The sequence below is a fragment of the Psychrobacter sp. genome, from assembly GCF_049295055.1.
GTDB lineage: Bacteria > Pseudomonadota > Gammaproteobacteria > Pseudomonadales > Moraxellaceae > Psychrobacter.
The window spans coordinates 1-25244 of record NZ_JBAQQF010000009.1 but is presented as its reverse complement, the minus strand read 5'-3'; the positions used below and the strand labels follow the sequence as shown (position 1 = coordinate 25244).

Here is a 25244-nt window from a genome sequence, read left to right as displayed (position 1 = left end):
TCACCGTTTGTTATTTCTACCACCCTATAGCCCTGACCTGAACCCTATCGAAAAGAAATGGGCGCAAGCTAAGTTTATACGCCAAGGTTGGATGGAGAATAATCTACCTAAACTGTTTCGTGATATTTGTCCTGGCCATAACAGTTTTATTTTGAACTGACTATACTTTATCTATTCATAACCGCTTATTTTTAAGCAAATCTGTAATATTTAATATAAACAATAACGCAAGGATAAAGATTAGTTATCTATGAATAATTACTCACCAAATACGCCCAATTATCATAGGTGGCACGCTTTATTAAAAAATATTGGCAAGATAATATTAAGAATTGTCGGTGTAGGATTGGCAGTTACCGTTGGACTGTGGTTAGTAATGGCATCAAACATGGGACCCGCTTATCTACCACATATCATGAATGGTGCATTGGATTTTTGGATTCGAATGACATTACTAGGGGCGGGATTGGGTATTTGGATAAGTATTGCCGTATGGTTATTGTGGCTCATATTATGTTATTTTTATGATTTAGTTAGACGACACCAATAATTAGCGACGTCTACATTAATGATGGCATCGTAGCACCATAGTTTTAATGGTTGTGACCAATATGGCTATTACCTTCAACAGCTTGCTCTGAGATGTTGCAGACTAGAGCATCGCTGTGGGTGTTGGTTTGTGGATGTGATGAGCTTTCGACCTGAATAGTGGCATGATGGATATCGAGCTTGAGTAAGCTTTGTTGTAGATTGCCAATTAATATATTGGATTCACGAATACTCATTTCACCATCGACGACCACATGACAAGATAAGGCATTTAGACCACTGGTAATGCTCCAAACGTGTAGGTCATGCACTTTTTGTATCTGCGGATGGGCAACTATTTTTTCCTCAATATTCACTAGAGATATGCCTTCCGGTGTGCCTTCCATTAAGATATGTACGGAATCACGGACGACGCGGTAACCACTAAATAAAATAAGTATGGCAACAATCACTGACGCTGCCGCATCTGCCCATACCCAGCCAAAGCTCATCATTAATAACGCGGCGATAATGGCGGCAACTGAACCCATTAAATCACTCAATACATGCAAATAAGCACTTTGCATATTGAGGTTAACAGGTTTTTTATTGTCCGATGTTTTAACTGTTTCTTTGACTTGATTTGCACCATGACTATGTCCGTCTCCAGTACGGCTACTTCGATGCATAAGCCAGGCAACCAAGATATTCACTAGCATACCGATAGTGGCGATGATAAGCATACCTTGGGTAGCAATTTCAGGCGGTGAATTAAAGCGTTTAATAGCCTCATAAAAAATCATTACAGCAATAATAACAAGCGTAGCACCATTGACCGACGCGACTAAAATCTCAAAGCGTTTATAGCCAAAGGTTTTTTGATGAGTGGCTGCTTTTTCGCCAATTTTGAATGCCATTAAAGTTGCGCCAAGTGCTATCGCATCACTTAACATGTGACCAGCATCGGACAGTAGCGCTAAACTACCGGTCAGCCAGCCACCGATTGCTTCAATGAACATATAGCCAGTAATGATAATAAAGCTAACTAATAACGTGCGCTGATAGCCTTTGGTATCTCGCGGTGCAACTGTTTGCTCTAGATGTTCATCATGATCATGATTGTCTTTATTCTTATAAGTGTCATTAATTTCCTCACCGTCCTGAATGTGCTCATGCGTATCAGCCGAAATACTCTGCTGAGAATGGTCATTTTTTTCAGATTCTGGACGGTTTGTATGCATAACAACACTCAATTTTGCTGATAGTGGATTTAATAATCAATAGTTACTCTATACAGAGTAGCAGTAGGTTTCGGATGACAATAATCAAGTTGCTATTATGAACTTACCATAGTTATAAACTTATCATATAGTCAATCCACAATAAAATCAGTACATCCGATATCATGGAACAGTTTAGGCAGATTATTCTCCATCCACCCTTGGCGTAGAAACTTAGCCTGTGCCCATTTTTTCTCAATAGGGTTTAAATCAGGACTGTAAGGCGGTAGAAATAACAAGCTATGACCATGCCTATTCAGCAATCTTTGAACGCGTTTATGAAAGCTGGCATTATCCATGACAATCACGCATTTGGTTTTAAGACTTGGTATTAGCGTGTCTTTGCACCAGTTATAAAATATATCCCCATTGATATTCTTATTAAAGTAATCAAGTGCAAATAACGCTTTTTTATATAAGGCACCAATAACATTAGTGCGCTTTTTACCTTGCCAGTTATAGCAATCAATGCAAGGGGTTCCAATGGGTGCATAGCCATGAGGGCGAATGGTCTCGGTTTCAAAGCCACTCTCATCCATGTATACAATGGCATAGCTTTGAATGATGAAGTTATTGAGTTTATTCAGATACTCCGCTCTCTTTAATGGGCAAGCTTTTGGATGCGCTAAGGTCTTTTTTTTGACTGATGCCAAGACGTTTTAAAGCGGCCTCGATGCCTGACTTGCTACAGTTGAAACGCTGTGCTCTCTCGTACATGTAATCGTCTGGATACTGTTCAACATCTTTTAATAGCGCTTCATTAGGTATTTTACTGGGTGGTTTATTGCGAGTTAGTCTGATAATAGGATCTTTGAGCCAATTCTGTAGCATGGCCTTACTAATGTCATAGAATGCACAAGCTTGTCTGATACTCATATCTTGTTGTTTGACACTTTTAATCACTTGTGCTCGGAAGTCTGCTGAATAAGTCATAATATTTTTACTTTTCGCTTGTTTTAAAACCAATGTACCACTTTTATAAAGGCTCTACTATAGTCCAATATTAAAAGCTGTGATAGCGAAGTAAAAATAATAGCGACATGTTCATTCGAAATAAAAGAAATATATTATAAATTTTTTCTGATACCAATTTATGACACCGATTGGTGATATCTATGCTACCAGCCTACAGGATCAATATCTAAAGTAAGCTTAAGGTATTTAGCGCTTGGCAAAGCAAGTACGGGTTGCCACCATTGGCTCAATACATGGTGTAATTGTCGTCGATCTTTGGCTAAAAGCAACAGTTGCGAATGATAGCGGCCGTTCTTTTTACTCATTGGCGCATCGATAGGGCCAAGCACAGCTAGGTTATGTGCATTTGGTAGATTGGCAATCGCGTCTTTGAGTGCTTGAGTAGTGGCAGCAAGGGTTTTACCTTCGCAGCGTATCAGCGCGGCATGACTATGAGGGGGTAAGCCCATCATCTTGCGCTCTTGCAGCAGTTCGCGCGCAAATGACAAATAGCCATCTTTCACCAATTTCAATAATAATTCATTGTCCGGTTGCAGCGTTTGAATCAATACACGTCCTGCTTTATCACCGCGTCCTGCACGCCCTGCTACTTGAATCATCAATTGTGCGGTATGCTCTGGCGAGCGAAAATCTGCGGATAAAAAGCCGCGATCGGCATTCGGTAAGCAAACGAGCGTAACATTGGGAAAATGATGACCTTTAGCAACCATTTGCGTACCGACCAATATGGCAGGTTTGCCTTCATTGATACGCTGATAAATATTTTCCCAGCTATCTTTACGTCTAGTAGTATCACGATCGATCTGAATAATCGGGTAAAGCGCTTTACTGGTTTGCGGATTAGCAAAGATAGCATGCAGGTTTTCGCTTAGCCTTGTTGTGCCCATACCTTTGGCGTCTAGGTTTTGACTGCTGCAATCGGGGCATACTGTTGGAATATAGGCTTGCCAGTCGCAATGATGACATTTTAAATAGTTACTTGAATATTGGTTATTTGAATAATTACTACGCTGAGCTTGGCTATTATAATGAACGGTTAAATGCGCGTCACAACGGGGACAATCTGCTTGCCAACCACAAGCCTCGCACAACAAGACTGGTGCATAGCCGCGACGGTTTAAAAAGATCAATACCTGATCGCCAGCCTCTAGCGTCTGCCGTATCGCTCCGATTAAAGCATCAGTCAAACCGGTATCATAGCGTGCGCCATCATCTTGTGTTTGCTGGTGCGTACTTTGCAGGCGTGCATCGATGAGCTGCATTTTTGCAATTTTCGCATTGCCAGGACGAGTCAATAATAGGCATTCCATGAGCTTGCCTTCATCGACCAATTTTAAGTGCTCAAGAGAAGGGGTAGCTGTACCAAGAACGACTGGTATTTTAGCTTGGAATCCGCGATATAGTGCGACGTCAGCGGCATGATAACGAAGGGTATCCTGCTGCTTATAAGAACCATCGTGTGCTTCATCAACGACAATTAAGCCTAAATTCGCGAACGGATATAGTACTGCTGAGCGCGTACCGATAATGATTTGTGCATGGGCAGTGCGGCAATCTTGCCATCCTTGCAATCGATGAGTGTTATTCATGCCTGAATGTAGCAAGACAATATGCGCAGCAAAGCGACTGGCAAAACGCGCGCGCGTCTGCGGTGTTAGCCCAATCTCAGGCACTAGAATTAATACCTGCTTACCCGCTTCCAATACTGCCTGCATGGCTTGTAGATAGACTTCAGTCTTGCCACTACCGGTAATGCCGTTTAATAAAAACCCTTTATAAGAATCAGATTTATGCGCAGCAACAATCGCAGCAACGGCAAGCTGTTGTTCATCATTGAGATCAAGTGGCATTTTTGCCAATTTGACAGGAGTAGGTGCTTGTTTCGGCTGAATATAGCGCTCAATCAAACCTTTTTCTTCAAGCGTTTTTAAAAAGGCTCGCTGCATCCCCTCTAATAACAGTATATCTTCACTAGCGCCGTGCTGACCATGGAGCTTTAGCATATCAAATTGCTGCTTTTGCTTTTTCGCATTGGCACGAAAGTCGCCATCAGTGCTATGTGGCAAGATACGCCAGTGAGTAATGAGTAAATCTAGCGGTTTACCTTGACGAACTAACGTAGGCAAGATGACGGATAAGACGTCACCAAGGGGATAGTGGTAATAACGTGCCAGCCAATAGGCGAGCTTGAGCATGCTGTCATCTAAAATAGGCTCAGCATCCAAGCATTTATTAATAGGTTTAAGCTTCTTGATAGGTACGTCACTATCCGCTTGAGCAATATGAGCGACTACGATACCGATTAAGGTCTGACGACCAAATGAAACCTCGACACGACTGCCAATTTGCGGTATTTGTGTCGAACTATTATTTGGCAAAGCATTTGGCGAAGCATTTTGCAAATCACTCATATCTGCCGGTAGGCTATAGTCAAACACCCGATAAAGGGGCACGGGCAGAGCAACTTGTACCAACATAAAAAGGCTTCGCAATTTGATTGAGTTAATGTGAAATGAAAATAAAGAGGGAGAGACGAATAAGCTTAGCATGAGGCTAAGCTTATGACGGTTCAATATAAAGTACTGTTATTCCAGCAAGGTTGATTAACAGACTTATTCAATATATAGAATAGACTCAATTTCGACCACGCCGCCTTTAGGCAGTGCCGCTACTTGCACGGCTGCGCGGGCAGGATATGGCTCAGTTAAGTTGGCCATGAATACTTCATTTAATGCCGCAAAATCATTTAAATCGGTTAACGATACATTAAATTTAACCACGTCATTTAAACTGCCACCAGCAGCTTCACAGATGGCTTTGATGTTTTCAAATACTTGCTTCGCTTGCGCATCGAAACCTTCTCTTAGCTCCATCGTTTTAGGATCAAAACCTAACTGACCTGAAATATAAACAGTGTTGCCAACTTTTACGGCTTGCGAATAAGTACCAACGGCTGCAGGCGCTTTATCAGTTTGAATGGTTTGACGGGTCATATATTATCCTTATGATTTTTTGAGTTTTTCGCTTTATGTAAATGTGAAGTCTATAACAATAATTATAGCTGATATAAGCGCATGATATTTGGAAAGCCAAGTAAAGAGCGTAGTTCGCGAATGCCTTGAGCTAGATGATTACGACTACGAACGACGATATGAATGATGGTATCGCTGCTACGCACATCGACCTTTTCAACCCCTATATTTAACTGCCGCAAATGGTAAATAACCTCACTAATTTGCTCATCACTGAGCGCTACAGACAGCTTTAAGTAAGCAGGAAAACGAATTTTGTTGCCCTGTTCTTCTGAATCATTTTGTTTAAGAGATTTATCATTGCGCCAGCGCAGTTGGATAACTTGATAAGGATTGTCTTTACGAATCTCGTCGAGTGAAAAGCATTTATGTCGATGTACGACCAGACCATGACGGGATAAATGCCCAACGATAGGATCGCCATAAATAGGATGGCAACAATTGGCAAAATCAAGCTCGACGCCCGAGGCATTAACAATCAGCTGCTGCGGTTGTGTCATATCATCGATACGTTCTTGCGATTGCATGTCACTGACTTCATCGCTAAACAAGCGGGTAACTATGAGTTGCGGCAATAGCGTACCAGAGCTTATTTGCTCAAATAGCGCCTCTTTTTCAGTCAGTCCGCGCCATTCGGTTAGGTTCTTCCAATCACTATCAGTTAAGTCATCAAGACTTTTTTGATAGGTTTTTAGGGCGCGATCTAACGCTTGCCTGCCATGGTGTTGCTTGTCAGCAGCAGACAAATCTTTAAACCAGCGCAAAATCTCTACACGGGCTTTATTGGTTACCACAAACCCAAGCCATTCCGCTTTTGGTTCGGAGTGACTGTTTACTTCGATTTCAACCAATTGCCCATTTTGCACAACAGTGCCAAGCTTAGCAGGTTTATTATCGATATTTGCCCCAACTGCGACATTGCCGATCATAGGACCAACGGCATAGGCAAAATCTAGCGCAGTTGCCCCTTGCGGTAATTCATAAGCGCGACCTTGCGGGCTATAACAAATAATTTTGCTGGAGTGCAGATAGTCCATCAGCTCGTTAATGGTAGACACCGCTGTGGCAAAGTCAGGATTGCTTTGATTTAAGCAGTCTTCCTCGACCAAATCCTTCATATTGCGTAAGGACGCTTGAATGACTGATTGACTGACATCGGAGGCGTGTTCTGCGCCAATGACGCCAAGCCTTGCCGCACTTTGCATCTGCTTGGTCAAAATCGTCACTTTGACAAAATCATTGTCGCGCTCATAGATAAGGGTCAGCGACTGATTACCGCCAGGCAAGGGTCGGCGAATATTATCCGCGATATGACTGTCAGCGATTTGATATTTTTTAATCAGATAATAAGCAAGCTTGTCGCAAGCTTCGATGTTATCAAGCACAATCTCAAAAGCATAATGGCGTAGCAGCGCATTAATCTCGCCGCGATTGCGGAAAAACTGCCGAAAGATAACCACGCGATTGTCTAAAACTTTAACCATGCCATTAAGATCGAGATTGGTCAGAACAATGCTCAAGTAGCGATGAATGGCTTCTCTCTGAAAATTACGCCCAAGCCCATGTTGCAATAATTTATCAGAGATTTTGTTATACATCTCAGAATCAAGGTTGCGATAGCAAAGCACTTCAATATAATCAGCAATATCATTCAGACCCATGAGCCGTGCAAATGGCACATAAAAATCTAAGGTTTCTTGAGCAGTAGTGCGTTGCTTTTCGGGACGTACCGCATCAAGTGTCGACATATTGTGCAAACGGTCAGCAAGCTTGATAATCAATACACGCGGGTCAGCAAGGGTAGCAGTCAAGATTTTATGAAAGGTCGCGGCTTTATTTTCTTGTTTATTATGTGTCGATGACTTTAACTTGGTGACGCCATCGACCAGTCTAGCAACCACTTTGCCATAGCGCTGTTCAATTTGTTCGTCACTCACCTCAGTATCTTCGACTGTATCATGCAAAATGGCCGCAATAACCGTATCTCGATCCAAGCGAAAGCCCGCCAATATTTCGGCGACTGCAATCGGATGTGTGATATAAGGCTCTCCTGATTTGCGCTTGTCTTTAATATGCGCAATATCACCGAACTCACAGGCATCAACAATATCACGACGCTCAGCGGCAGTGAGATAACCGACTGAACGTACTAGATTGTATTGAGCATCATCGACTAAGGGATGACTGAGTTTGGGTAAGGTTTGACTCATAAAGTAACGATCCTATTTTCCATTACCTGTTTGCCTGATTGTTTATCAAGGTAAATAATCTATTAAGGTGAAGAGTGACTGAGTAAATAAATACTAACCTACTATAAAAAGCTTAAAACTATAAAAATCTTAAAAAAAAAGCTGAAGAATGAGTAGACCACCTTCTAATTAATCGTAAATCGTCTTCAATGTCAACTGCTAAGGGAGTAGGTACTGCAAAAATCAAGAAATTCTCACTCAACGGTGTGTTTTAAGTGCTTAACGGTTACTAAATCAGTAAAGGCAGTATCATTACAACCAAAAAACCACAGCCTATGCTGTGGTCTCTATCGTCATTCAGTCTGTCTATATATTTTATAAAGCCGTTAAGCGCTTTAGTCTTTTGTATGTTAGACCTTACCCGTGCGATTTATTAAAAACTATGATCGCCTGATAGTGCTAAATCCATTGAGCTCGTAGCAAAATTATGTTCTGGTTGGTTTAGGATATCGCGAGTGATTTTGCCAGCAGCAATTTCGCGTAATGCCAATACGGTTGGCTTGTCGTTATCGACATCAACTAGTGGCTCAGCAATACCTTTGGCTAACTGACGGGCGCGCTTGCTGGCGACTAAAACCAGCTCAAAGCGATTATCAACATTATCCAAACAATCTTCAATCGTCACTCGTGCCATAAATAGCTACCTCGGTTGTTTTTATTAGTAACGAACGTTGCCCGCCACTCAATAAAAATAATATCAAAAATATAAAGGGTGATAGCTAGACATTATAGCATTTTTTGCCCAGTCGCGTAGTTGCTTTTTATGTTTAGTTGCGGAATGAGCCCAGAATCAGAGTTGGCACTTCAATTAATCTTCTACCTTATTATTTAGCAAGTTGGTAATAGTGCGATGATAACGCTGCTGTTGGCGATGAAGGGTTTGTCTATCGGCGACGATAATGGCTTTTAGCTCAGTCAAAGCGACTTCAAAACTGTCATTGATAATGACATAGTCAAAATTGACATACTGTGCCATTTCAGTCACCGCACCGGCCAGACGTTGCTCTATCACTTCCATAGTATCTTGCCCACGCGTCGATAGGCGTTGACGTAAAGTTGAAAGGCTCGGCGGTAAAATAAAGACCATCGTCGCTTCGGTAAATATCTTTTTGACTTGTATCGCTCCTTGCCAATCAATCTCTAAGATAACATCAACGCCTGCCTCCAACTGCGTGCGTACACTTTGTTCTGAGGTGCCATAGTAATTACCGAACACTTCAGCGTGTTCTAAAAACTTATTTTCACCAATAGCCGTCACAAAGTTATCAACGTCCGTAAAATGATAATGATGACCATCAATTTCGCCAGGACGCGGCGTGCGTGTCGTATGCGAAACGCTGACAGTCAAATCATTGGTGGTGGCAAGTAGCTGCTTTACCAGTGAGGTTTTACCCGTACCTGAGGCGGCGGTAATAATAAATAATGAACCTGTCATACAGTCTGTCCTAGTAAATTGTGTCTTAATAAAAGAATAAAAGTGCCCCAATGAACGGCTAAAGGCTGGTAAAAAGCTACTAAAAATAAGGGAAATCATCATGTATGGTGATAGAAGCTATCATCATAATAATAATTGATGCGTCATTATAAACTGCTTTGTCGGCTTTTATTTTACTTTCAATGACTCTTATCGATGTGTTATTGGCATACTGGTATTCTATATAGCACATCGCTATCAGGATACCGTTTTTTTCGAGGGTATTTTTCAAGGGCAATAAAAGCAAATTATGCTAAAGTAGAGCATCGATTTCATCCTAAGTTTAAAATCTAATTTTAAACTTAAGTTTTTAAATCTAAGCGTTAACTATAAATTATCTAATGATAGGCTTTCTTATGCAAATTTATCTTGCCAATCCACGTGGATTTTGTGCTGGTGTGGATCGCGCGATTGCGATTGTTAATCAAGCACTGACTCGTTTTGAGCCACCCATTTATGTCCGTCATGAAGTCGTACACAATAAATTTGTGGTTTCTGACTTGGCAAATCGCGGCGCGGTATTTGTTGAAGAGCTGCATGAAGTGCCGGATAGCTCTATCGTTATTTTTTCGGCTCATGGCGTCTCAAAAGCTGTGGAGGATGAGGCGGAGCGTCGTGATTTGACGGTATTTGATGCTACTTGCCCATTAGTGACTAAAGTACATATAGAAGTCGCTAAGTTTGCGCAAGAAGGGATGGATGCCGTACTGATTGGACATGCGGGACATCCTGAAGTAGAAGGTACGATGGGACGCTTTAACCATCGTCATGGTGGACAGATACATTTGGTCGAAAATGAAACTGACGTCGAAGCATTGACCGTACAAGATGCTGAGCGCTTGGCATTTGTTACTCAAACGACCTTATCAATGGATGACACTGCTCGTGTTATCGATGCATTAAGAGATAAATTCCCAAGCATTCAAGGTCCTCGCAAAGATGATATTTGTTATGCCACCCAAAATCGCCAAGATGCGGTTAAAGACTTAGCTGGTCGCTGTGAAGTGGTATTGGTCGTTGGTTCGCCAAACTCGTCAAACTCGAATCGTCTACGTGAATTGGCAGAGCGTATGAATTGCTGTGCTTATCTCATTGACAATGCCACTGAAATGGATAGAAGTTGGTTCGATGGCATACAAAGCGTGGGCGTGACTGCTGGTGCTTCAGCCCCTGAAGTGTTGATTCAAGAAGTATTGCAGCAGCTGCAAGATTGGGGTGGTGATTTGCCTAGTGAGTTGTCAGGTATTGAAGAGAATGTCATGTTTAGTTTGCCCAAAGCATTACGTATCCCAGTTACCCAGGTTGGCAAGTAGAATGAAAAAACAGAAGAAAAGATTTGTATTGGCAGAAGCCACTATGGATGAAGTTAACAAGCAATTGAAAATTAATACATTTACGATTGTCATTCTGATAGGGATGCTAGTGCTAAATGCAAGCCAGTTTCTGAGAGATTACAGTCTGGTATATGGCATCCTTATTGCCATTATTCTTTTCTTGCTATTTATCATGGCTAAAAGCCGCACATTGTTGACGCTGCAAAAACAAGCTCTTATGCGTTAAATAAATAAAGCTTATTTTTATAAATAATTAATATATTTTAAAAAGAATAGAAGGACGTCCATGTCAGCTTATTACCACTTTATTAAACGCGAACAGCAAGCAGATGGTGTCAGTGTTGCACATTATAAGCCAACCCAGCACGCACAAGGTGCTTGGAATGAGCATGAACAGCATATGGCACCAGCGACAGGTATACTCACCGCTGAGTTAAAAAGTTTTGCGCCACAAGCTGATATGCGCATCGCTCGTATCAGCCTAGATATCTTGGGATTGATACCGCTTGATGATTTTACGATTACCACACGTTGTATTCGTCCGGGTAAGACCATTGAGCTTATCGAGGCAGTGATGAGCAGTCGCGGACGCGATGCGATTATCGCGCGCGCATGGCGACTAATGACCCAAGATACTAGCGAGATTGCAGGGCTTGAGGATCAAAAATCTGTATATAAACCTGAGGATTTGCCAGTTTGGGATGATATGAAAGGCTGGCCAGGTGGTTTTATCGAAAGCGTACGCTTAGTTGCCGAACCAGGTCGTCGTCCCGGTAGAGGCATGGTATGGATAACCAATGATCTTGACATGGTGGAGGGCGAGCCTAGCGATGATATGGTGCACTTATTAGGTATGGTCGATACCGCTAATGGCGTGGTACCGAGGCTTGGATTGGGGTTGTCCAATTTAGAATGGATGTTTCCCAATACTGATTTGCAGATTCATATGCATCGCGCGCCACAAGGTCGCTGGCTTGGAATCGAAGCTGTGCAGCAATATGGTGCTGATGGCATCGGCGTTAGCAGTGCCATACTCCATGATACTCAGGGACCCTTTGGTCGCAGTGAGCAGATTTTGACCATTCGCCCGATGCCGCGCTGATGCTAAGCATTATTGAGTAGGCAGGTTTTATTGTTTTATGAGAAGTTACTATGTGAATTCAAGCCATTGAATTTAAGCTATGGCATTTAAGCTATGAAATTAAAGCCATTTGGATAAGTTCAAAATTAATATAAGCAGTCCTGAAAAAAACCAAAGCATGTAGTTAATTAATTATACAAATCAATGCTAATCGGTTGTAATGGTATCTAACAAGACGACAAGCACGGCAACATGAGTGCACTGACAGGTTACGATGAATAAAAACAGCCGTTTTTCAGAAAAAATGACCGCTATTCTGGAACTATTAATAGAAGCGTATTCAGAATAGATTTTGTACTTTAATCCATTTGTTATTCAAAAGAGTATGACTATGAGCAATGATATGAGCAACGACATGAGCGATAAAAAATGTCCGTATGCACCCACTCAATTGACAATGAGTAATGGCGCACCAGTGGCAGACAATCAGAATAGTATGACCGCTGGCAAGCGTGGTCCATTATTAGCACAAGATATCTGGTTAAATGAAAAGCTCGCTAACTTTGCTCGTGAAGTGATTCCAGAGCGCCGTATGCATGCCAAAGGCTCTGGTGCCTTTGGTACCTTTACCGTTACTCACGACATTACACAATATACTCGCGCTGATATTTTTAGCGAAGTTGGTAAACAAACTGAAATGTTTGCGCGCTTTAGTACAGTCGCAGGCGAGCGCGGTGCCGCTGATGCCGAGCGTGATATTCGCGGCTTTGCGTTAAAGTTTTATACTGAAGAAGGCAACTGGGATATGGTAGGTAACAATACCCCAGTATTCTTCTTACGTGACCCGCGTAAATTCCCAGATTTAAACAAAGCAGTCAAGCGTGACCCACGTACCAACATGCGCTCAGCGACAAATAACTGGGACTTTTGGACGTTGCTACCAGAAGCTTTGCATCAAGTTACCATTGTCATGAGTGATCGCGGTCTCCCAGCTTCGTATAGAAATATGCACGGCTTTGGCTCGCATACCTATAGTTTTTGGAATACAAGCAATGAGCGTTTTTGGGTAAAATTCCATTTCCGTACTCAGCAAGGTATCAAAAACTTAACTGATGCCGAAGCGGCAGATATCGTTGGTTCGGATCGCGAAAGCCATCAAAAAGATTTGTATGATGCCATCGAAAGTGGCGACTTTCCCAAGTGGAAAATGTACGTACAAATCATGCCAGAAGCTGAGGCAGATACCGTCCCATATCATCCGTTTGATTTGACCAAAGTATGGCCAAAAGGTGATTATCCGCTGATTGAAGTTGGCGAATTTGAGTTGAATAAAAACTCTGATAATTACTTTGTTGATGTTGAGCAAGCAGCTTTTGCCCCAAGTAATCTGGTACCTGGTATCAGTGTCTCTCCTGATAAAATGTTACAAAACCGCTTGGTAAATTACGCCGATGCCCAGCGTTACCGTGTCGGGGTGAATCATCAGCAGATTCCGGTGAATAAACCACGCTGTCCTGTGATGAGTAATCATCGTGATGGTCAAGGTCGTGTCGATGACAATTATGGTAGTCGCCCGCACTATGAGCCAAACAGCTTTAGCCAGTGGCAAGAGCAGCCTGACTATGCTGAGCCGCCATTAAAAATTGACGGCTATGCGGCGCATTATGATTTCCGTGAAGACGATAGTGATTATTTTAGCCAACCTAGAGCGTTGTTTAATTTGATGAGTGCTGAGCAGCAGCAAGTGGTGTTTGATAATACAGCGAGCAATTTAACGGGCGTACCTGATTTTATCCAGTATCGCCACATTCGCAACTGCAACTGGTGTGATGCTGCTTATGGCGCAGGGGTTGCTAAAGCCCTAGGATTAAGCGTTGAGGATGCAATGGCGGCGCGTGACTCAGATCCTGCTCGTCATTTGCCTAGCTGTTTATAGCTATTAAATATAGTTATTAGAGATAGGTTACTAGCAGTACCGTAGCGTTTTTAGGGTATTCTGACTATAGATGAATTGCTTATACATTGCTTATACAATGACACCGCCTTAGGAAACTAGGGCGGTGTTTTTTATTGAATCCATTTTTTGAGCTTGAAATTTTCTTCCGTGCCCCTATTAGTATAAACAGCTTAGCAGTATTCAAAGATTAGCTTCTCTAATATACATTCGAGCAAGTTTATTTTGATTACCGCTATTTAATAATAAATTTTAGTATAAATTAAAGGAGTTTTTTATGAGTGAACAGACCCCAGTTGATAACCAGAAAGTTGATGACATCAATGTTAATAAAAGCAGCCCAGAATTAAAAAAACATACCTTTGAAGCGGAAGTGGCGCAACTGCTGCATTTAGTCACCCATTCGCTTTATTCTAACGCTGATATCTTTGTACGTGAACTGGTCTCAAACGCCTCTGATGCGTGCGATAAGTTACGCTTCGAAGCCACCAATGATGACAGCTTGTACGAAGATGATGGCGAATTAAAAATTCGTATTGCCGTTGATGAAGACGCTAAAACCATTACCTTTACCGATAATGGTATTGGCATGAATGAAGCCGATGCCATCGAAAACTTAGGTACGATTGCTAAGTCTGGGACTAAAGCCTTTTTAGACAAACTCTCTGAATCACAAAAGCAAGAAGGTCAATTAATCGGCCAGTTTGGTGTTGGTTTCTATTCGGGCTTTATCGTTGCGGATACGATCAGCGTTGAATCGCGAAAAGCAGGTGATGCCGCAGAAAATGGTGTGCGTTGGGTATCTGATGGTACCGGTAGCTTTACCGTTGAACCTATCACTAAAGAGACGCGCGGTACCGCTATCACTTTGCATTTAAAAGAACAATATTCTGAAGGCGAAGACAGCTATTTAGACCGTGGCAAAATTAAGCAGTTAGTGAATAAATACTCAGATCATATCAGTCTGCCGATTCAGATGCGTAAAGAAATATGGCAAGAAGACGTTGTTGATGTTGAAGATGGTGACACTGACAATGTAGCTTCAACTGGCGGCGAGATGGTACTGACCGATGAGTGGGAAACCATTAATAAAGCCAGTGCATTATGGACACGCTCAAGCTCTGAGATTGAAGATGAAGAGTATATCGATTTTTATAAGAACATCACTTATGATATGGATGAGCCACTGACTTGGACGCATAACCGTGTCGAAGGTCGTGTGCAGTATACGCAGCTATTATATATTCCAAAAAAAGCACCTGTCGATTTATATACTCGTGACCAGCAGCATGGTCTAAAGCTTTATGTTAAACGTGTCTTTATTATGGACGAAGCAGAGCAATTGTTACCGATGTATCTGCGTTTCGTGAAAGGTGTGATTGATTCAGCAGACTTGCCACTAAACGTCAGCCGCGAGCTATTACAAGAGTCGCGTGACGTCAAATCTATCCGTGATGGTAACGCCCGTCGTATTTTGACTTTATTGGCAAGCCTTGCCAATAGTGAAGACAGTGATAAGCAAGAAAAATTCGCCGAGTTCTACGCTGAGTTTGGTGACGTCATTAAAGAAGGCGTTGGCGAGGACATGGGTAACCAAGAGCGTATCGCCAAATTGCTTCGCTATGCGACCAGCACCCAAGACGGTCAAACAACCAGCTTTGAAGACTATAAAGCGCGTATGAAAGACGGTCAAAAAGCCATCTATTATTTAACGGCTGATAACCTAGCGGCAGCCAAAAATAGCCCACAATTAGAGCTATTTAAGAAAAAAGGCATTGAAGTTATTTTGATGACCAGCCGCGTTGATGAATGGGCAATGAACTTCTTAACATCATTCGATGAGACGCCGTTACAAAATATCGCTAAAGGTGCGGTAGACTTGGGCGACTTGCAGGATGAAGCTGAGAAAGCAGAAGCTGAGAAAGCACAAGAAACTTTAAAGCCTGTTGTCGATAAGCTTAAAGCAGCATTAGGCGAGCGCGCCAAAGACGTCAAGGTGTCTACGCGTTTAGTTGACAGTCCTGCTTGCTTGGTCGTTGGTGAAGGTGAGTTATCGCCGCAGATGATTCAAATGCTTAAACAAATGGGACAAGATGTACCAGAGAGTAAGCCGACATTAGAGGTTAATCCTGATCATCCATTGATTAAAAAGCTTGAGAGCAGCGAGCAGTCTGCTGAAGATTTTGATAAATTGGCACAAGTAATTTTTGACCAAGCATTGCTAGCAGATGGTGGTCAATTAGAAGACCCAGCGGCTTATCTCAGACGTGTTAATGAACTATTGATGAGATAATGTTTAAGGTTTGATATAAAAGCTGAGATTTAATGTTTAAGGTTTGATAGAAGGTTTTGATATAAAAGGAGGTCTTGAGTCTAAGACCTCCTTTTTTTAATGGATTTTTTAAGCGAATTTTACAATTCAGCCTTATTCTCTTGACCGACAATCCGTTACAATCGCGATAGATTAGCGAGCTAAACTATTAGTTAATAATATTGATGCGCTATTCATCTCTTATACTCATTTCATAGTGAATTAAATATAAAACTGATATCCGTATGCCATGCAAAAAATGTAAATTAAAGATATTAAGTGGCATCGATATTAAAGTATTTTATCATTGATTTGTTTTATTTCTCTCGACTGACTAGAGGTCTAAGTCTTTGTCACTTGCGTCATTAAAAACCATATCGCTTCAGCGTTTTTCGCTCAATTTCGCTGCCAATATCATTGCAACCTTGTGGATGCTAGTAGGGTCTACGCGGGCGTTTTCTTGGGTAAAACCAACCTTTATCCAGTTTGCGGTATTTGCGTTATTGGCGCTAGGTAGCAACGTTCTGTTTTCGTGGTTGGCCGCTGAAAATGGCAGTATTTTCAATGAGCAAGGATTGGTCAGCTACTTAATTTGGCCGATGATCATCTTATTAAGCGGTATTATTTTGGCACGGCGCGCTGGTAATCAAGCGCTGGTTTTTGTGCCTGTATTACTGTGGTTGGTGGCTGATACGTTATCAGCGCTATTACAAAGTTTGATGCAGTTTTTAGGTAGCTATGGTTGGTTGCCGGATTGGAGCTATTCGTTTTTACCTATCTTATTTTTAGTACTTTTTTTATGGCAAACTTTAGCATTATTATGGATATTTTCCCGTCGCTTGCGCACTCCGTGGTGGGAGAGAGTCATTGTATTGGTAGGTGCTGTCGCACTCTTAACGATTTGGCAACGCAACGTCGCTGACCAGCCCATATTTAAGCAGATTGCTGTAGAACCGGTATTGGAAGAAGCGGCATTGTATGAGCAGCCGCGTCTACTGCAGGAAGCTTTGGATCGTCTTGACCCAAGTGTAGCGGGTAAAAGCGACTGGTACTTTATGGGTGTAGCGGGATTCTCTGATCAAAACGTCTTTCGCTCCGAGATTAATAAAGTACGTGAGCTGTTTGATGTGCGTTTTGGTACCAGTGGACATTCGCTAGCGTTGATTAATAACACTTATACTTGGTTGGATGAGCCGATTGCGACTAAAACCAGTATCTTGCGTGGCTTAAAAAAAATTGGTCAGCAGATGAATGCTGATGAAGACGTGCTATTTATGACGCTATCGTCGCACGGCGATCAAGATTTTATCCATCTATCGAATCCGCCACTTGCGATGGATAATTTAGATGCGACTTGGTTGCGTGAGGCTTTGGATGCGTCAGGTATTCGCTGGCGTGTGATCGTCGTATCAGCTTGTTATTCGGGCTCTTTCATCGATGAATTGGCATCGCCGACCACGGTAGTAATTACCGCTTCGGCAGCGGACAAGATGTCGTTTGGTTGTACCAATAGCGCTGAAATGACCTATTTTGGTCAAGCTTTCTTTGCTGAAAGTCTACGAGAAAACACCAGTTTTTCTGCCGCTTTTAAAAATGCTGCTTATCGAGTACAAGAGCGTGAGCTTTACATGGGTTTTGAGCCATCAGAGCCACAAATGGTCATTGGTAGTTTAATGGAAACCGCTTTGCCAGCGTTTGAGCAAGTATTGTTTGATAAAACACGACCGCCAATCGCTAGTATTAGTGATAACGCTAATGACACAACTGCTATTAATGTCGTACCTGATAGCGCATCCAACCTGCCAGTGGATACAACAGCAATGACTGCTGAATAAGTTTTGAGTATGACTTAATATTTTGGAAGTACCAATATTAGCTTACCAGTGCTTTTTATAAGCCATCATTTATTTTATTTTGGATAAAAAGGATACTGCTCATGAATAATTCTTATAACCACAGTTTATCAGCCAATACACAGCTCACGCAAAAAAGTGTTAATCGCTGCTTTGAGGGTGAGCAGCATTACTATAGCCATCAATCAACGTCTACTAAGACAGCGATGGCGTTTAGTATATATCTGCCTGATGAAGCACTAGCAGGGCAGCGTTGCCCAGCGATTTTATACTTATCAGGTCTCACTTGTAATGCCGATAATGTCACCCACAAAGCACACTTTCAACAAAAGTGTAGCGAGCTTGGCATGATATTTATTGCGCCTGACACCTCCCCTAGAAGTATTTATAGCGGTGATAGAAGTGACAGCAATGAAGTCCCAAACGACGAGCGCTATTTTGTTGGTCAAGGTGCCAGCTATTATGTCGATGCGACGCAAGCTCCTTGGGCAGAAAACTTCAATATGCAAAGCTATATCGTCGATGAGTTATACGATTTACTACGCGCAGAGTTTCCGATTCATAGTATCGGTATTACTGGTCACTCGATGGGCGGACACGGGGCATTACTACTGGGCTTTAAATTCCCAGGTAAGTTTGTGAGCGTTTCAGCGTTATCACCAGTATGCGCGGCCAGTGAGTCGGCATGGGGTCAGGCAGCTTATGCAGAGTACTTCGGTGATGACAAATCCTTGTGGTCGCAAGCAGACGCGTCGCAAGTCATTGAACAAGTCGGTCAGCAGTATTCGAGCATTTTAGTCGACCAAGGTGCTGCTGATGAGTTTTTAGCAGAAGGTCAGTTGCAAACGTCTAAATTACAGCAGGCTTGTGAAACAGCCAAGCAGCCCTTAACTTTACGTTATCAGGCGGGTCACGACCATAGCTATTATTTTATTCAGAGTGTTATTAACGACCATATCGAACATCACTGGCGCAAAGCACAACTTAACTAGATTTTGATGTCGCATTATTTTTTCGCTATATCGTCTAATGGTTACAAGGTAAGTTTTATGGCAAGTTATCAAGATTTAACAGCTCTTAAGGCAGATGTTCAGCTATCAGATCCTGCCACTACTCAATCAGCGCTTGCGACTATGCAAGCCGATATGGAGGCGGCTTTAAAAAATAAGCAGCGTACCCATATCAATGCTAATACCCATTTGAATGATGAGCAAACCAATGCTGTCAAATCAAATGAATTTATCGCACAATCGGTCAATGATTCTGGCGATAGAGTACTCGATGAATCACAAATATCACGAGTGATAGAGATGGCATGGGAAGATAGAACGCCATTTGGAGCGATAGAGCATAGCTACGGTCTCAATGAAGCGGGTGTCATTAAGCTGATGCGTCAGGAGCTAAAGCCCTCATCTTTTCGATTATGGCGTCAGCGCGTAAGTAATCGTGCTACCAAGCACCAAGCCAAACGAGGCTTTGAAGTAGGTCGTGCCTACTGTAAAACGCAGTACAAACAGCGATAATTTTTTAAATATTCACTGTTATCACTCTAGATATATAGACTTTCCTGACTTCAACTATAAATTTATTTTTATTAAACTTTTATATAAATATCAACATCTAAACATCAATTAGGTAGTTCAATTATGATCAGTCCCTCCAAGCCTTATCTAATCGCTCCCTCTATTTTATCTGCCGACTTTGCCAGACTGGGCGAAGAAGTAGAGCGGGTATTGGCATCGGGTGCCGATGTTATACATTTTGATGTGATGGACAATCATTATGTGCCCAATCTAACGTTTGGTAGCATGATTTGCAAGGCGCTGCGTGACTATGGCATTGATGCGCCAATTGATGTGCATCTGATGGTTAGCCCTGTCGATAGTATGATTGAGCAGTTCTTAGAGGCGGGGGCAAGTATTATCACTTTTCATCCAGAAGCTAGTGGTCATATCGATCGCTCTTTGCAGCTGATTAAAGATGGCGGTGCGAAGTGCGGTTTGGTACTTAATCCTGCTACACCGCTACATTACCTAGATTATGTGATGGACAAAGTCGACCAAATCCTATTGATGAGTGTCAACCCTGGGTTTGGTGGTCAGTCGTTTATTGAAGGCACTCTAGACAAGGTGCGCCAAGTCCGTCAGCGTATCATTACTAGCGGCCGTGATATCAGATTAGAAGTCGATGGTGGCATTAAAGCCAGTAATATTAGAGCTATTGCCGAAGCAGGTGCTGATATGTTCGTCGCCGGTTCTGCTATCTTTAACCAAGAAGATTATAAAGCGGCTATCGACGCCATGCGTGAAGAGCTGGCTTTGGCAAACGGCGATTCATAACGATTATGTTAAATGTTGAATAATGAATCTATCATATTGACATGTGTTGTATGGCTGATTTCATACAACGATAAATCACGTAAAGGTGAAATATGGATACTCAAAACGCTACACTTCGACCTGAAACCAAGCAAGTACTACAAGCGCCTGAAATCAAGCAAGCACCACAGTCACGCAGCCTAGTACCCAAGGGTATTACGATCGGCTTAGCGATGTTCGCGCTTATTTTAAGTTTAGCTGGCTACGGATTTCGCCTGATGGTAGGTGATGATACTGGTGAAGTATTACGCCACGCTGCAGTCATCGTACCCGCATTTATGCTTGGTATTCCGCTATTTTTCTGGGCGGGCTCACTCATACTCAACAAGGTTAAAGGCATGCATATAGAGAGTTGGAATGCCATTAGCTTGGGTTATTTAACGTCTTGTATATCGATGCTATGGTTGATGGGTACTTATAGTTAACTTTTTATCAGCAAAGATAAAGTTGCTTAATAAATAGAGTATTACAAAATTTACTATAAGTCATTTTTGATATACGTTTTTAATCACTAAGTTATGCTCTATAGGCATGACTGGAATTTTACATGAGAATCGTACCGACCAAGATTGCTAAAATTATTTATCCAAAAGACTTACCAAATGGTTTATTTACCAGTCTAATTATTGCCTGTCTACTGCTAGGGCTGGCATCACTTAGTCACGGTACTGGCTTACAAGGATGGCTGCACGTCTTTGAGAACTGGCTGCTTATGTTGTTGATACTCCCGACCGCGACAGCCACAGTAGCGCTACCATTCAAGTATCGTGATCCGACGTTAGAGTTAAAACTCATGTATTATCTCGGTATGTTTGTTGCCTTCTTATTCACGATAGCAAAACTACGCTACTGGCGTTGAGTTGTTCACAGTGTTAGCAGGCGAAAGTCGCATCTATATGTAAGACTTGCGTGACAGCCCTTGAATTCTAAGGTCAAAGCGTCCATTGTATGAGTAAGAAAGTTTTACCCGCGTTACTGTAAAATGCTAGCTTTATTAAATTAACTTTTAGAGTCTCTTTGCAGCGATAAACGGGATAATAAGGATGACGTGAATGCCATACGATATTGATAATGAGATAGAAGTAGATAACGACAGCACCGATCAATTTGCAGGATTTGCCAAAGAGACCACACTCGAGCTAGTAGAGGCGGATGATGGCAGATTGCTCTTACGGGACGCTGAACAAGATGAAGCGCCGCTGATGACCATTGATTTTTCTGAAAAATTGAAAGAAATACTTGGCAGTGATACGCAAGCGATCGGTCAGCATATGATTCATGCGGCGATTCAGGTCATTATGCAAAAGCAGATGAGTCAATGGCATGCGCATGTCTATGATAAAGAACCGACGCATTACAGTTAGATTGATAGGTAATTAGTAGAGAATTAAATAGTAGGCAATAAAAAAGGGTTTATCAATTGATAAACCCTTTTTTTGTTCAAATAAAATTATTTATACAAATGAATATTATTTGATTTTTGCTTCTTTAAATAGTACATGTTGACGAATTTTTGGATCGAATTTCTTCATTTCCATTTTGCCAGGCATAGTGCGCTTGTTTTTGGTAGTGGTGTAGTAATACCCAGTACCAGCGGTTGATACTAATTTAATTTTATCTCTCATGATAGCTTTCCTGTAAATGAGCGGTCTTCAATCGATAGGTATGAATCTAAAGTTTTAAGTGGCTACATGTCTATGATATAAATATACGTTCACAAACATGTTGCTTAAAAGCAGTCTAATCAACAATTATATTAGCTAATGAAACTGCCAATAGTCACTTATACTTTTTGACCTTGTGCGCGTAAATCTACTAGCACTTTATCGATACCCAGTTTGTCAATGATGCGCATACCTTTGGTAGACACACGTAGACGTACAAAACGATTTTCCGACTCTACCCAAAAACGATGGTTATGAAGGTTTGGTAGAAAGCGACGACGGGTTTTGTTGTTTGCGTGCGAAACATTATTACCCACCATAGGGCGCTTTCCAGTCACTTGGCAAACTCGAGACATGGCGAACTCCTAATCTATGAGGTATGAGTTTTTCTCATACCAGTCTGGGCAAGTTGCACGTTTTTGCGGCATGGACACAGCAAGCGGCAGCTTTGCACCAAACAAAACTATATGAAGGTTGAGCTGGTAAAACTGCTATCTAAAGGCAAATAACAGGCTAACCAATTCAGAAAATTTTAAAGCCGACATTTATACCATAAAAGAGATGAATACTCAAATATTTTTATGATTATTGTTGGTCTAAAGGCTGACTATTATACCTGAAATATGCAGGCTATGTCGTTGATTATTTAATAGTAACGATTAACTTTTAGTTGTAACTTATAACAAAAGTCAGTAAAGTTACCGTTATAAATTTAATACAATCTGTTAATACAACTGGTATTAATGTAAACCTATGTATCATTACCAATCTCTCTTGATTCTGCGTAATGGTTTTTGCTTATCTGCTCGAATAAATTACTGCCCACGTGGAGTTCAAACATGTCATATAACTCATTGCCTCTTACTTCTAAGTTGTTCCAGCTCACAGCGCTTACATTATCATTGGCATTAGCTGGATGTGGTGGCGGTGATGGTACTGATACGATTGCGCCTGAACCTGATACAGGGGTAACTCAGCCTGGGAATGGTGGAGATAACGGTGGCGGTACTGAAGAACCAATAGGAGCTTTGAACATCAGTAGCAGTCAATTAGTCGATGTAGATGGTAATCCAATTACTTCTATCGGGTTGGAAGGTGCTTACTATGAAGTGATAGTAACTGATGATAATGGTCAACCTCTTGCTAATACAAAAGTGACTTTCTCAATTGATGCGCCAGGTGTCGACTTATCGCAAACAACATCAGGAGCCACTTTAACTAATAGTGAGGGTAAAGCTCGTATATTCCTAAAACCTAATGCTCCCGAAGTATCTGGCGCATATATTATTACTGCAAATGCTAGTAATAACAATAATACAGCTATTAGCAACCTGACTTTTTCGGTACAAGCGACTAACGTGAATTTGAGTCCGCTACAGGTTACTGACTCACAACTGACCGCAGGTGGACAGACATCTACATCTTTGAAAACTACTGACACAAACGGTAACCCAATCAGTGGTGTGCTAGTCAACTTAAATTCTAATTGCGGTCAACTACCTGCTCAAGCTACCTCAGATGAGAATGGTATGGTCAACTTTGTATATAAAGCTATTAATAGTGACAATACTCTATGTAGTGGTAATGTGCGAATATCAGCTAATACTGGTAATTTAACTCAGTCAGTTAGTATCTCTGTTCAAGCTCCTGAAGCGACTTCTATTGTCTATACGGCTAATGAGCTTACGTTGGGCATTCAAAATAGTGGTTCTTCAGCAACTGGGCAAGTTGAATTTACTGTATTTTCAAATAGAACAGCGCTGGCTAATGCAGATGTGATTTTATCTTTAGAAAAATCACCATTAGGACTGACCTTTGGTGTTCTAGGAAACAACAATCAGTTTCGTGCTAGAACGGATGAAAATGGTGTGGTCTCTGTAAATATCTACCCTGGCTCTACTCCTGGTCCTGTAGAAATCAAAGCTACACTAGCCAGTGATTCTCGTATCAATGCACTATCAAAAGGTATCTCTATTGCCAGCTCTAGAGTTACACAAGACGGTATAAGTCTATCTTTCGGTAAAAACGTACTAGACTGGAGTTTGGATGGTGATAATACCCCAGTAATAGCACGACTAGTAGATCGTAACGGTAATGCAGTACCAGATGGTACGGTAGTAAACTTCACTACTGAAGGCGGTAAAGTATCACCTGCCAGCTGTAGTACTACTGACGGAGAATGTGGAGTCACCTTTTCAACGCAAAATCCGCTTCCTGGCGATGGTCGTGTAAGTTTATTGGCAGTTGCCGAAGGCGAAAAAGCATATATTGATCAAAATGAAAATAATGCTTGGGATCAAGATGTAGATATCTTAGTTCATAATATTGGTGATACTTTCCGTGATGATAATGAGAATGGTACTTTTGAGATAGGCGAATTTACCTATCCTTTAACTACTCAAACTAGCCAAGTTTGTGAAAATAATGTAAGACAGTTTATACAACTAAAGTTCCCTTCTTCTACTGATCAAATAAAAGAGGCGTTCGAAAGAAACTTCATTGGTAATTTTGTATCACCAAATAAACCGATGACTTGTAACTCAGGTCTTGATGCTGTGGTACGTTATGAAGGCATTCAGTTGTTATCAAATGGCAATGAAGCTACTTTTACTTTACTCAGTAATACGAATATTCCTTTGCAATCTCAGGTTGTCAATGAAACAGATAATCGAGTTAATATTCGTATTAATAGTGGCGGCTTTTACGATTTAAATCCTATGCCTTCTGGAACTACAATCTCGGGTTCAGTTGTAGATAAGACCGAGGGCGAAGAGAGTGGTAGTTGTGCTGTAGAAATGATTGGAGGACCTGAAGAAGTGCCAGCAACAGTATCTACTGGTAAACCTGGCGATAATACAGGGACAATCAATACCTTTGCCTTAGACCAATGTGAAGCTGGGGATTTCTTCAGAGTATCTGTCACTAGTCCAAATAGTGTTACTACTGCTGTTACTTATACTATTGAATAAAATTAGTGAAGTGACAATGCAAAAACCCCCAACCATGCGTTGGGGGTTTTTGCATTATCCCCTTAAATAACCAAAGCAACCGCAATAACCAAAAACAACCAACTCTGTCAGCAAAACATAGCAAAAAAGATTAAAATAGTCGGTTTCCTATGATGTTGATAG

The 25244-nt window shown here is 41.6% G+C and carries 25 protein-coding genes; 15 read left to right on the top strand and 10 right to left on the bottom strand.

Going from position 1 to position 25244, the window contains the following annotated elements; translation table 11 throughout:
- The coding region (locus tag WAZ74_RS01690) for a transposase (RefSeq protein WP_422305135.1) at positions 1–160 on the top strand (160 nt) is incomplete at its 5' end.
- A 90-nt stretch (positions 161–250) separates the two neighbouring features.
- Positions 251–550, top strand: a complete 300-nt coding sequence (locus WAZ74_RS01685; RefSeq protein ID WP_422305131.1) for a hypothetical protein — start codon at positions 251–253, stop codon at positions 548–550.
- A 43-nt stretch (positions 551–593) separates the two neighbouring features.
- Here the strand turns inward: WAZ74_RS01685 and WAZ74_RS01680 are convergent, their stop codons facing one another.
- The 8 genes from WAZ74_RS01680 to gmk form a co-directional block, all read right to left on the bottom strand.
- Complete coding sequence (locus tag WAZ74_RS01680) at positions 594–1769, bottom strand: cation diffusion facilitator family transporter (protein WP_422305129.1); 1176 nt, start codon at positions 1767–1769, stop codon at positions 594–596.
- Positions 1770–1900: 131 nt separating this feature from the next.
- Positions 1901–2461, bottom strand: coding sequence for an IS630 family transposase (locus WAZ74_RS01675; protein WP_422305127.1), 561 nt, complete (start codon positions 2459–2461; stop codon positions 1901–1903).
- Complete coding sequence (locus WAZ74_RS01670; protein ID WP_422305125.1) at positions 2388–2741, bottom strand: IS630 transposase-related protein; 354 nt, start codon at positions 2739–2741, stop codon at positions 2388–2390. The genes WAZ74_RS01675 and WAZ74_RS01670 overlap by 74 nt, the downstream gene beginning before the upstream one ends.
- A gap of 185 nt (positions 2742–2926) precedes the next feature.
- Complete coding sequence (locus WAZ74_RS01665) at positions 2927–5260, bottom strand: primosomal protein N' (RefSeq protein WP_422305123.1); 2334 nt, start codon at positions 5258–5260, stop codon at positions 2927–2929.
- Between the two features lie 135 nt (positions 5261–5395).
- Positions 5396–5776, bottom strand: coding sequence for a RidA family protein (locus WAZ74_RS01660; RefSeq protein ID WP_422305121.1), 381 nt, complete (start codon positions 5774–5776; stop codon positions 5396–5398).
- Between the two features lie 62 nt (positions 5777–5838).
- Positions 5839–8025: a RelA/SpoT family protein gene (locus WAZ74_RS01655; protein ID WP_422305119.1), complete on the bottom strand. Its 2187-nt coding sequence runs from the start codon at positions 8023–8025 to the stop codon at positions 5839–5841.
- Between the two features lie 412 nt (positions 8026–8437).
- The gene (gene rpoZ, locus WAZ74_RS01650) at positions 8438–8698 is read right to left on the bottom strand and encodes a DNA-directed RNA polymerase subunit omega (protein WP_079692496.1); all 261 of its coding nucleotides are present in this window, start codon (positions 8696–8698) and stop codon (positions 8438–8440) included.
- A 174-nt stretch (positions 8699–8872) separates the two neighbouring features.
- Entirely contained in the window at positions 8873–9499 is a 627-nt protein-coding gene (gmk, locus tag WAZ74_RS01645) for a guanylate kinase (RefSeq protein ID WP_422305115.1), read from the bottom strand.
- 395 nt (positions 9500–9894) lie between these two features.
- On the opposite strand from gmk, the gene ispH reads away from it, so the two are divergent.
- The 12 genes from ispH to WAZ74_RS01585 all read left to right on the top strand — a co-directional run bounded on the left by ispH (position 9895) and on the right by WAZ74_RS01585 (position 21813).
- Positions 9895–10851: a 4-hydroxy-3-methylbut-2-enyl diphosphate reductase gene (gene ispH, locus WAZ74_RS01640; RefSeq protein ID WP_422305113.1), complete on the top strand. Its 957-nt coding sequence runs from the start codon at positions 9895–9897 to the stop codon at positions 10849–10851.
- 1 nt (position 10852) lies between these two features.
- Positions 10853–11098, top strand: coding sequence for a hypothetical protein (locus tag WAZ74_RS01635; RefSeq protein ID WP_422305111.1), 246 nt, complete (start codon positions 10853–10855; stop codon positions 11096–11098).
- Positions 11099–11158: 60 nt separating this feature from the next.
- The gene (locus tag WAZ74_RS01630) at positions 11159–11974 is read left to right on the top strand and encodes a thioesterase family protein (protein WP_422305109.1); all 816 of its coding nucleotides are present in this window, start codon (positions 11159–11161) and stop codon (positions 11972–11974) included.
- A gap of 382 nt (positions 11975–12356) precedes the next feature.
- Positions 12357–13889 (top strand): catalase, encoded by a 1533-nt coding sequence (locus WAZ74_RS01625; protein WP_422305133.1) that lies wholly within the window; start codon positions 12357–12359, stop codon positions 13887–13889.
- Positions 13890–14184: 295 nt separating this feature from the next.
- Positions 14185–16200: a molecular chaperone HtpG gene (gene htpG / locus WAZ74_RS01620; protein WP_422305107.1), complete on the top strand. Its 2016-nt coding sequence runs from the start codon at positions 14185–14187 to the stop codon at positions 16198–16200.
- 368 nt (positions 16201–16568) lie between these two features.
- Positions 16569–18053 carry a C13 family peptidase gene (locus tag WAZ74_RS01615; protein ID WP_422305105.1) on the top strand — a complete coding sequence of 495 codons (1485 nt, stop codon included), beginning with the start codon at positions 16569–16571 and terminating at the stop codon, positions 18051–18053.
- A 101-nt stretch (positions 18054–18154) separates the two neighbouring features.
- Positions 18155–19063 carry an S-formylglutathione hydrolase gene (gene fghA, locus WAZ74_RS01610; protein WP_422305103.1) on the top strand — a complete coding sequence of 303 codons (909 nt, stop codon included), beginning with the start codon at positions 18155–18157 and terminating at the stop codon, positions 19061–19063.
- Between the two features lie 57 nt (positions 19064–19120).
- Entirely contained in the window at positions 19121–19594 is a 474-nt protein-coding gene (locus WAZ74_RS01605; RefSeq protein WP_422305101.1) for a TIGR03643 family protein, read from the top strand.
- Positions 19595–19717: 123 nt separating this feature from the next.
- Positions 19718–20410: a ribulose-phosphate 3-epimerase gene (gene rpe / locus WAZ74_RS01600; protein ID WP_422305099.1), complete on the top strand. Its 693-nt coding sequence runs from the start codon at positions 19718–19720 to the stop codon at positions 20408–20410.
- A gap of 92 nt (positions 20411–20502) precedes the next feature.
- On the top strand, positions 20503–20874 hold the full coding sequence (locus WAZ74_RS01595; RefSeq protein ID WP_422305097.1) for a hypothetical protein: 372 nt from the start codon (positions 20503–20505) through the stop codon (positions 20872–20874).
- A 122-nt stretch (positions 20875–20996) separates the two neighbouring features.
- Positions 20997–21308 (top strand): hypothetical protein, encoded by a 312-nt coding sequence (locus WAZ74_RS01590; protein ID WP_422305095.1) that lies wholly within the window; start codon positions 20997–20999, stop codon positions 21306–21308.
- Between the two features lie 193 nt (positions 21309–21501).
- Positions 21502–21813, top strand: a complete 312-nt coding sequence (locus WAZ74_RS01585; protein WP_422305093.1) for a hypothetical protein — start codon at positions 21502–21504, stop codon at positions 21811–21813.
- A 105-nt stretch (positions 21814–21918) separates the two neighbouring features.
- Here the strand turns inward: WAZ74_RS01585 and rpmG are convergent, their stop codons facing one another.
- Positions 21919–22074 (bottom strand): 50S ribosomal protein L33, encoded by a 156-nt coding sequence (gene rpmG / locus WAZ74_RS01580; RefSeq protein WP_062533708.1) that lies wholly within the window; start codon positions 22072–22074, stop codon positions 21919–21921.
- A gap of 158 nt (positions 22075–22232) precedes the next feature.
- Positions 22233–22469 (bottom strand): 50S ribosomal protein L28, encoded by a 237-nt coding sequence (rpmB, locus tag WAZ74_RS01575; protein ID WP_011280972.1) that lies wholly within the window; start codon positions 22467–22469, stop codon positions 22233–22235.
- A gap of 483 nt (positions 22470–22952) precedes the next feature.
- On the opposite strand from rpmB, the gene WAZ74_RS01570 reads away from it, so the two are divergent.
- Positions 22953–25082 carry an Ig-like domain-containing protein gene (locus WAZ74_RS01570; protein WP_422305087.1) on the top strand — a complete coding sequence of 710 codons (2130 nt, stop codon included), beginning with the start codon at positions 22953–22955 and terminating at the stop codon, positions 25080–25082.
- Positions 25083–25244: the final 162 nt, after the last annotated feature.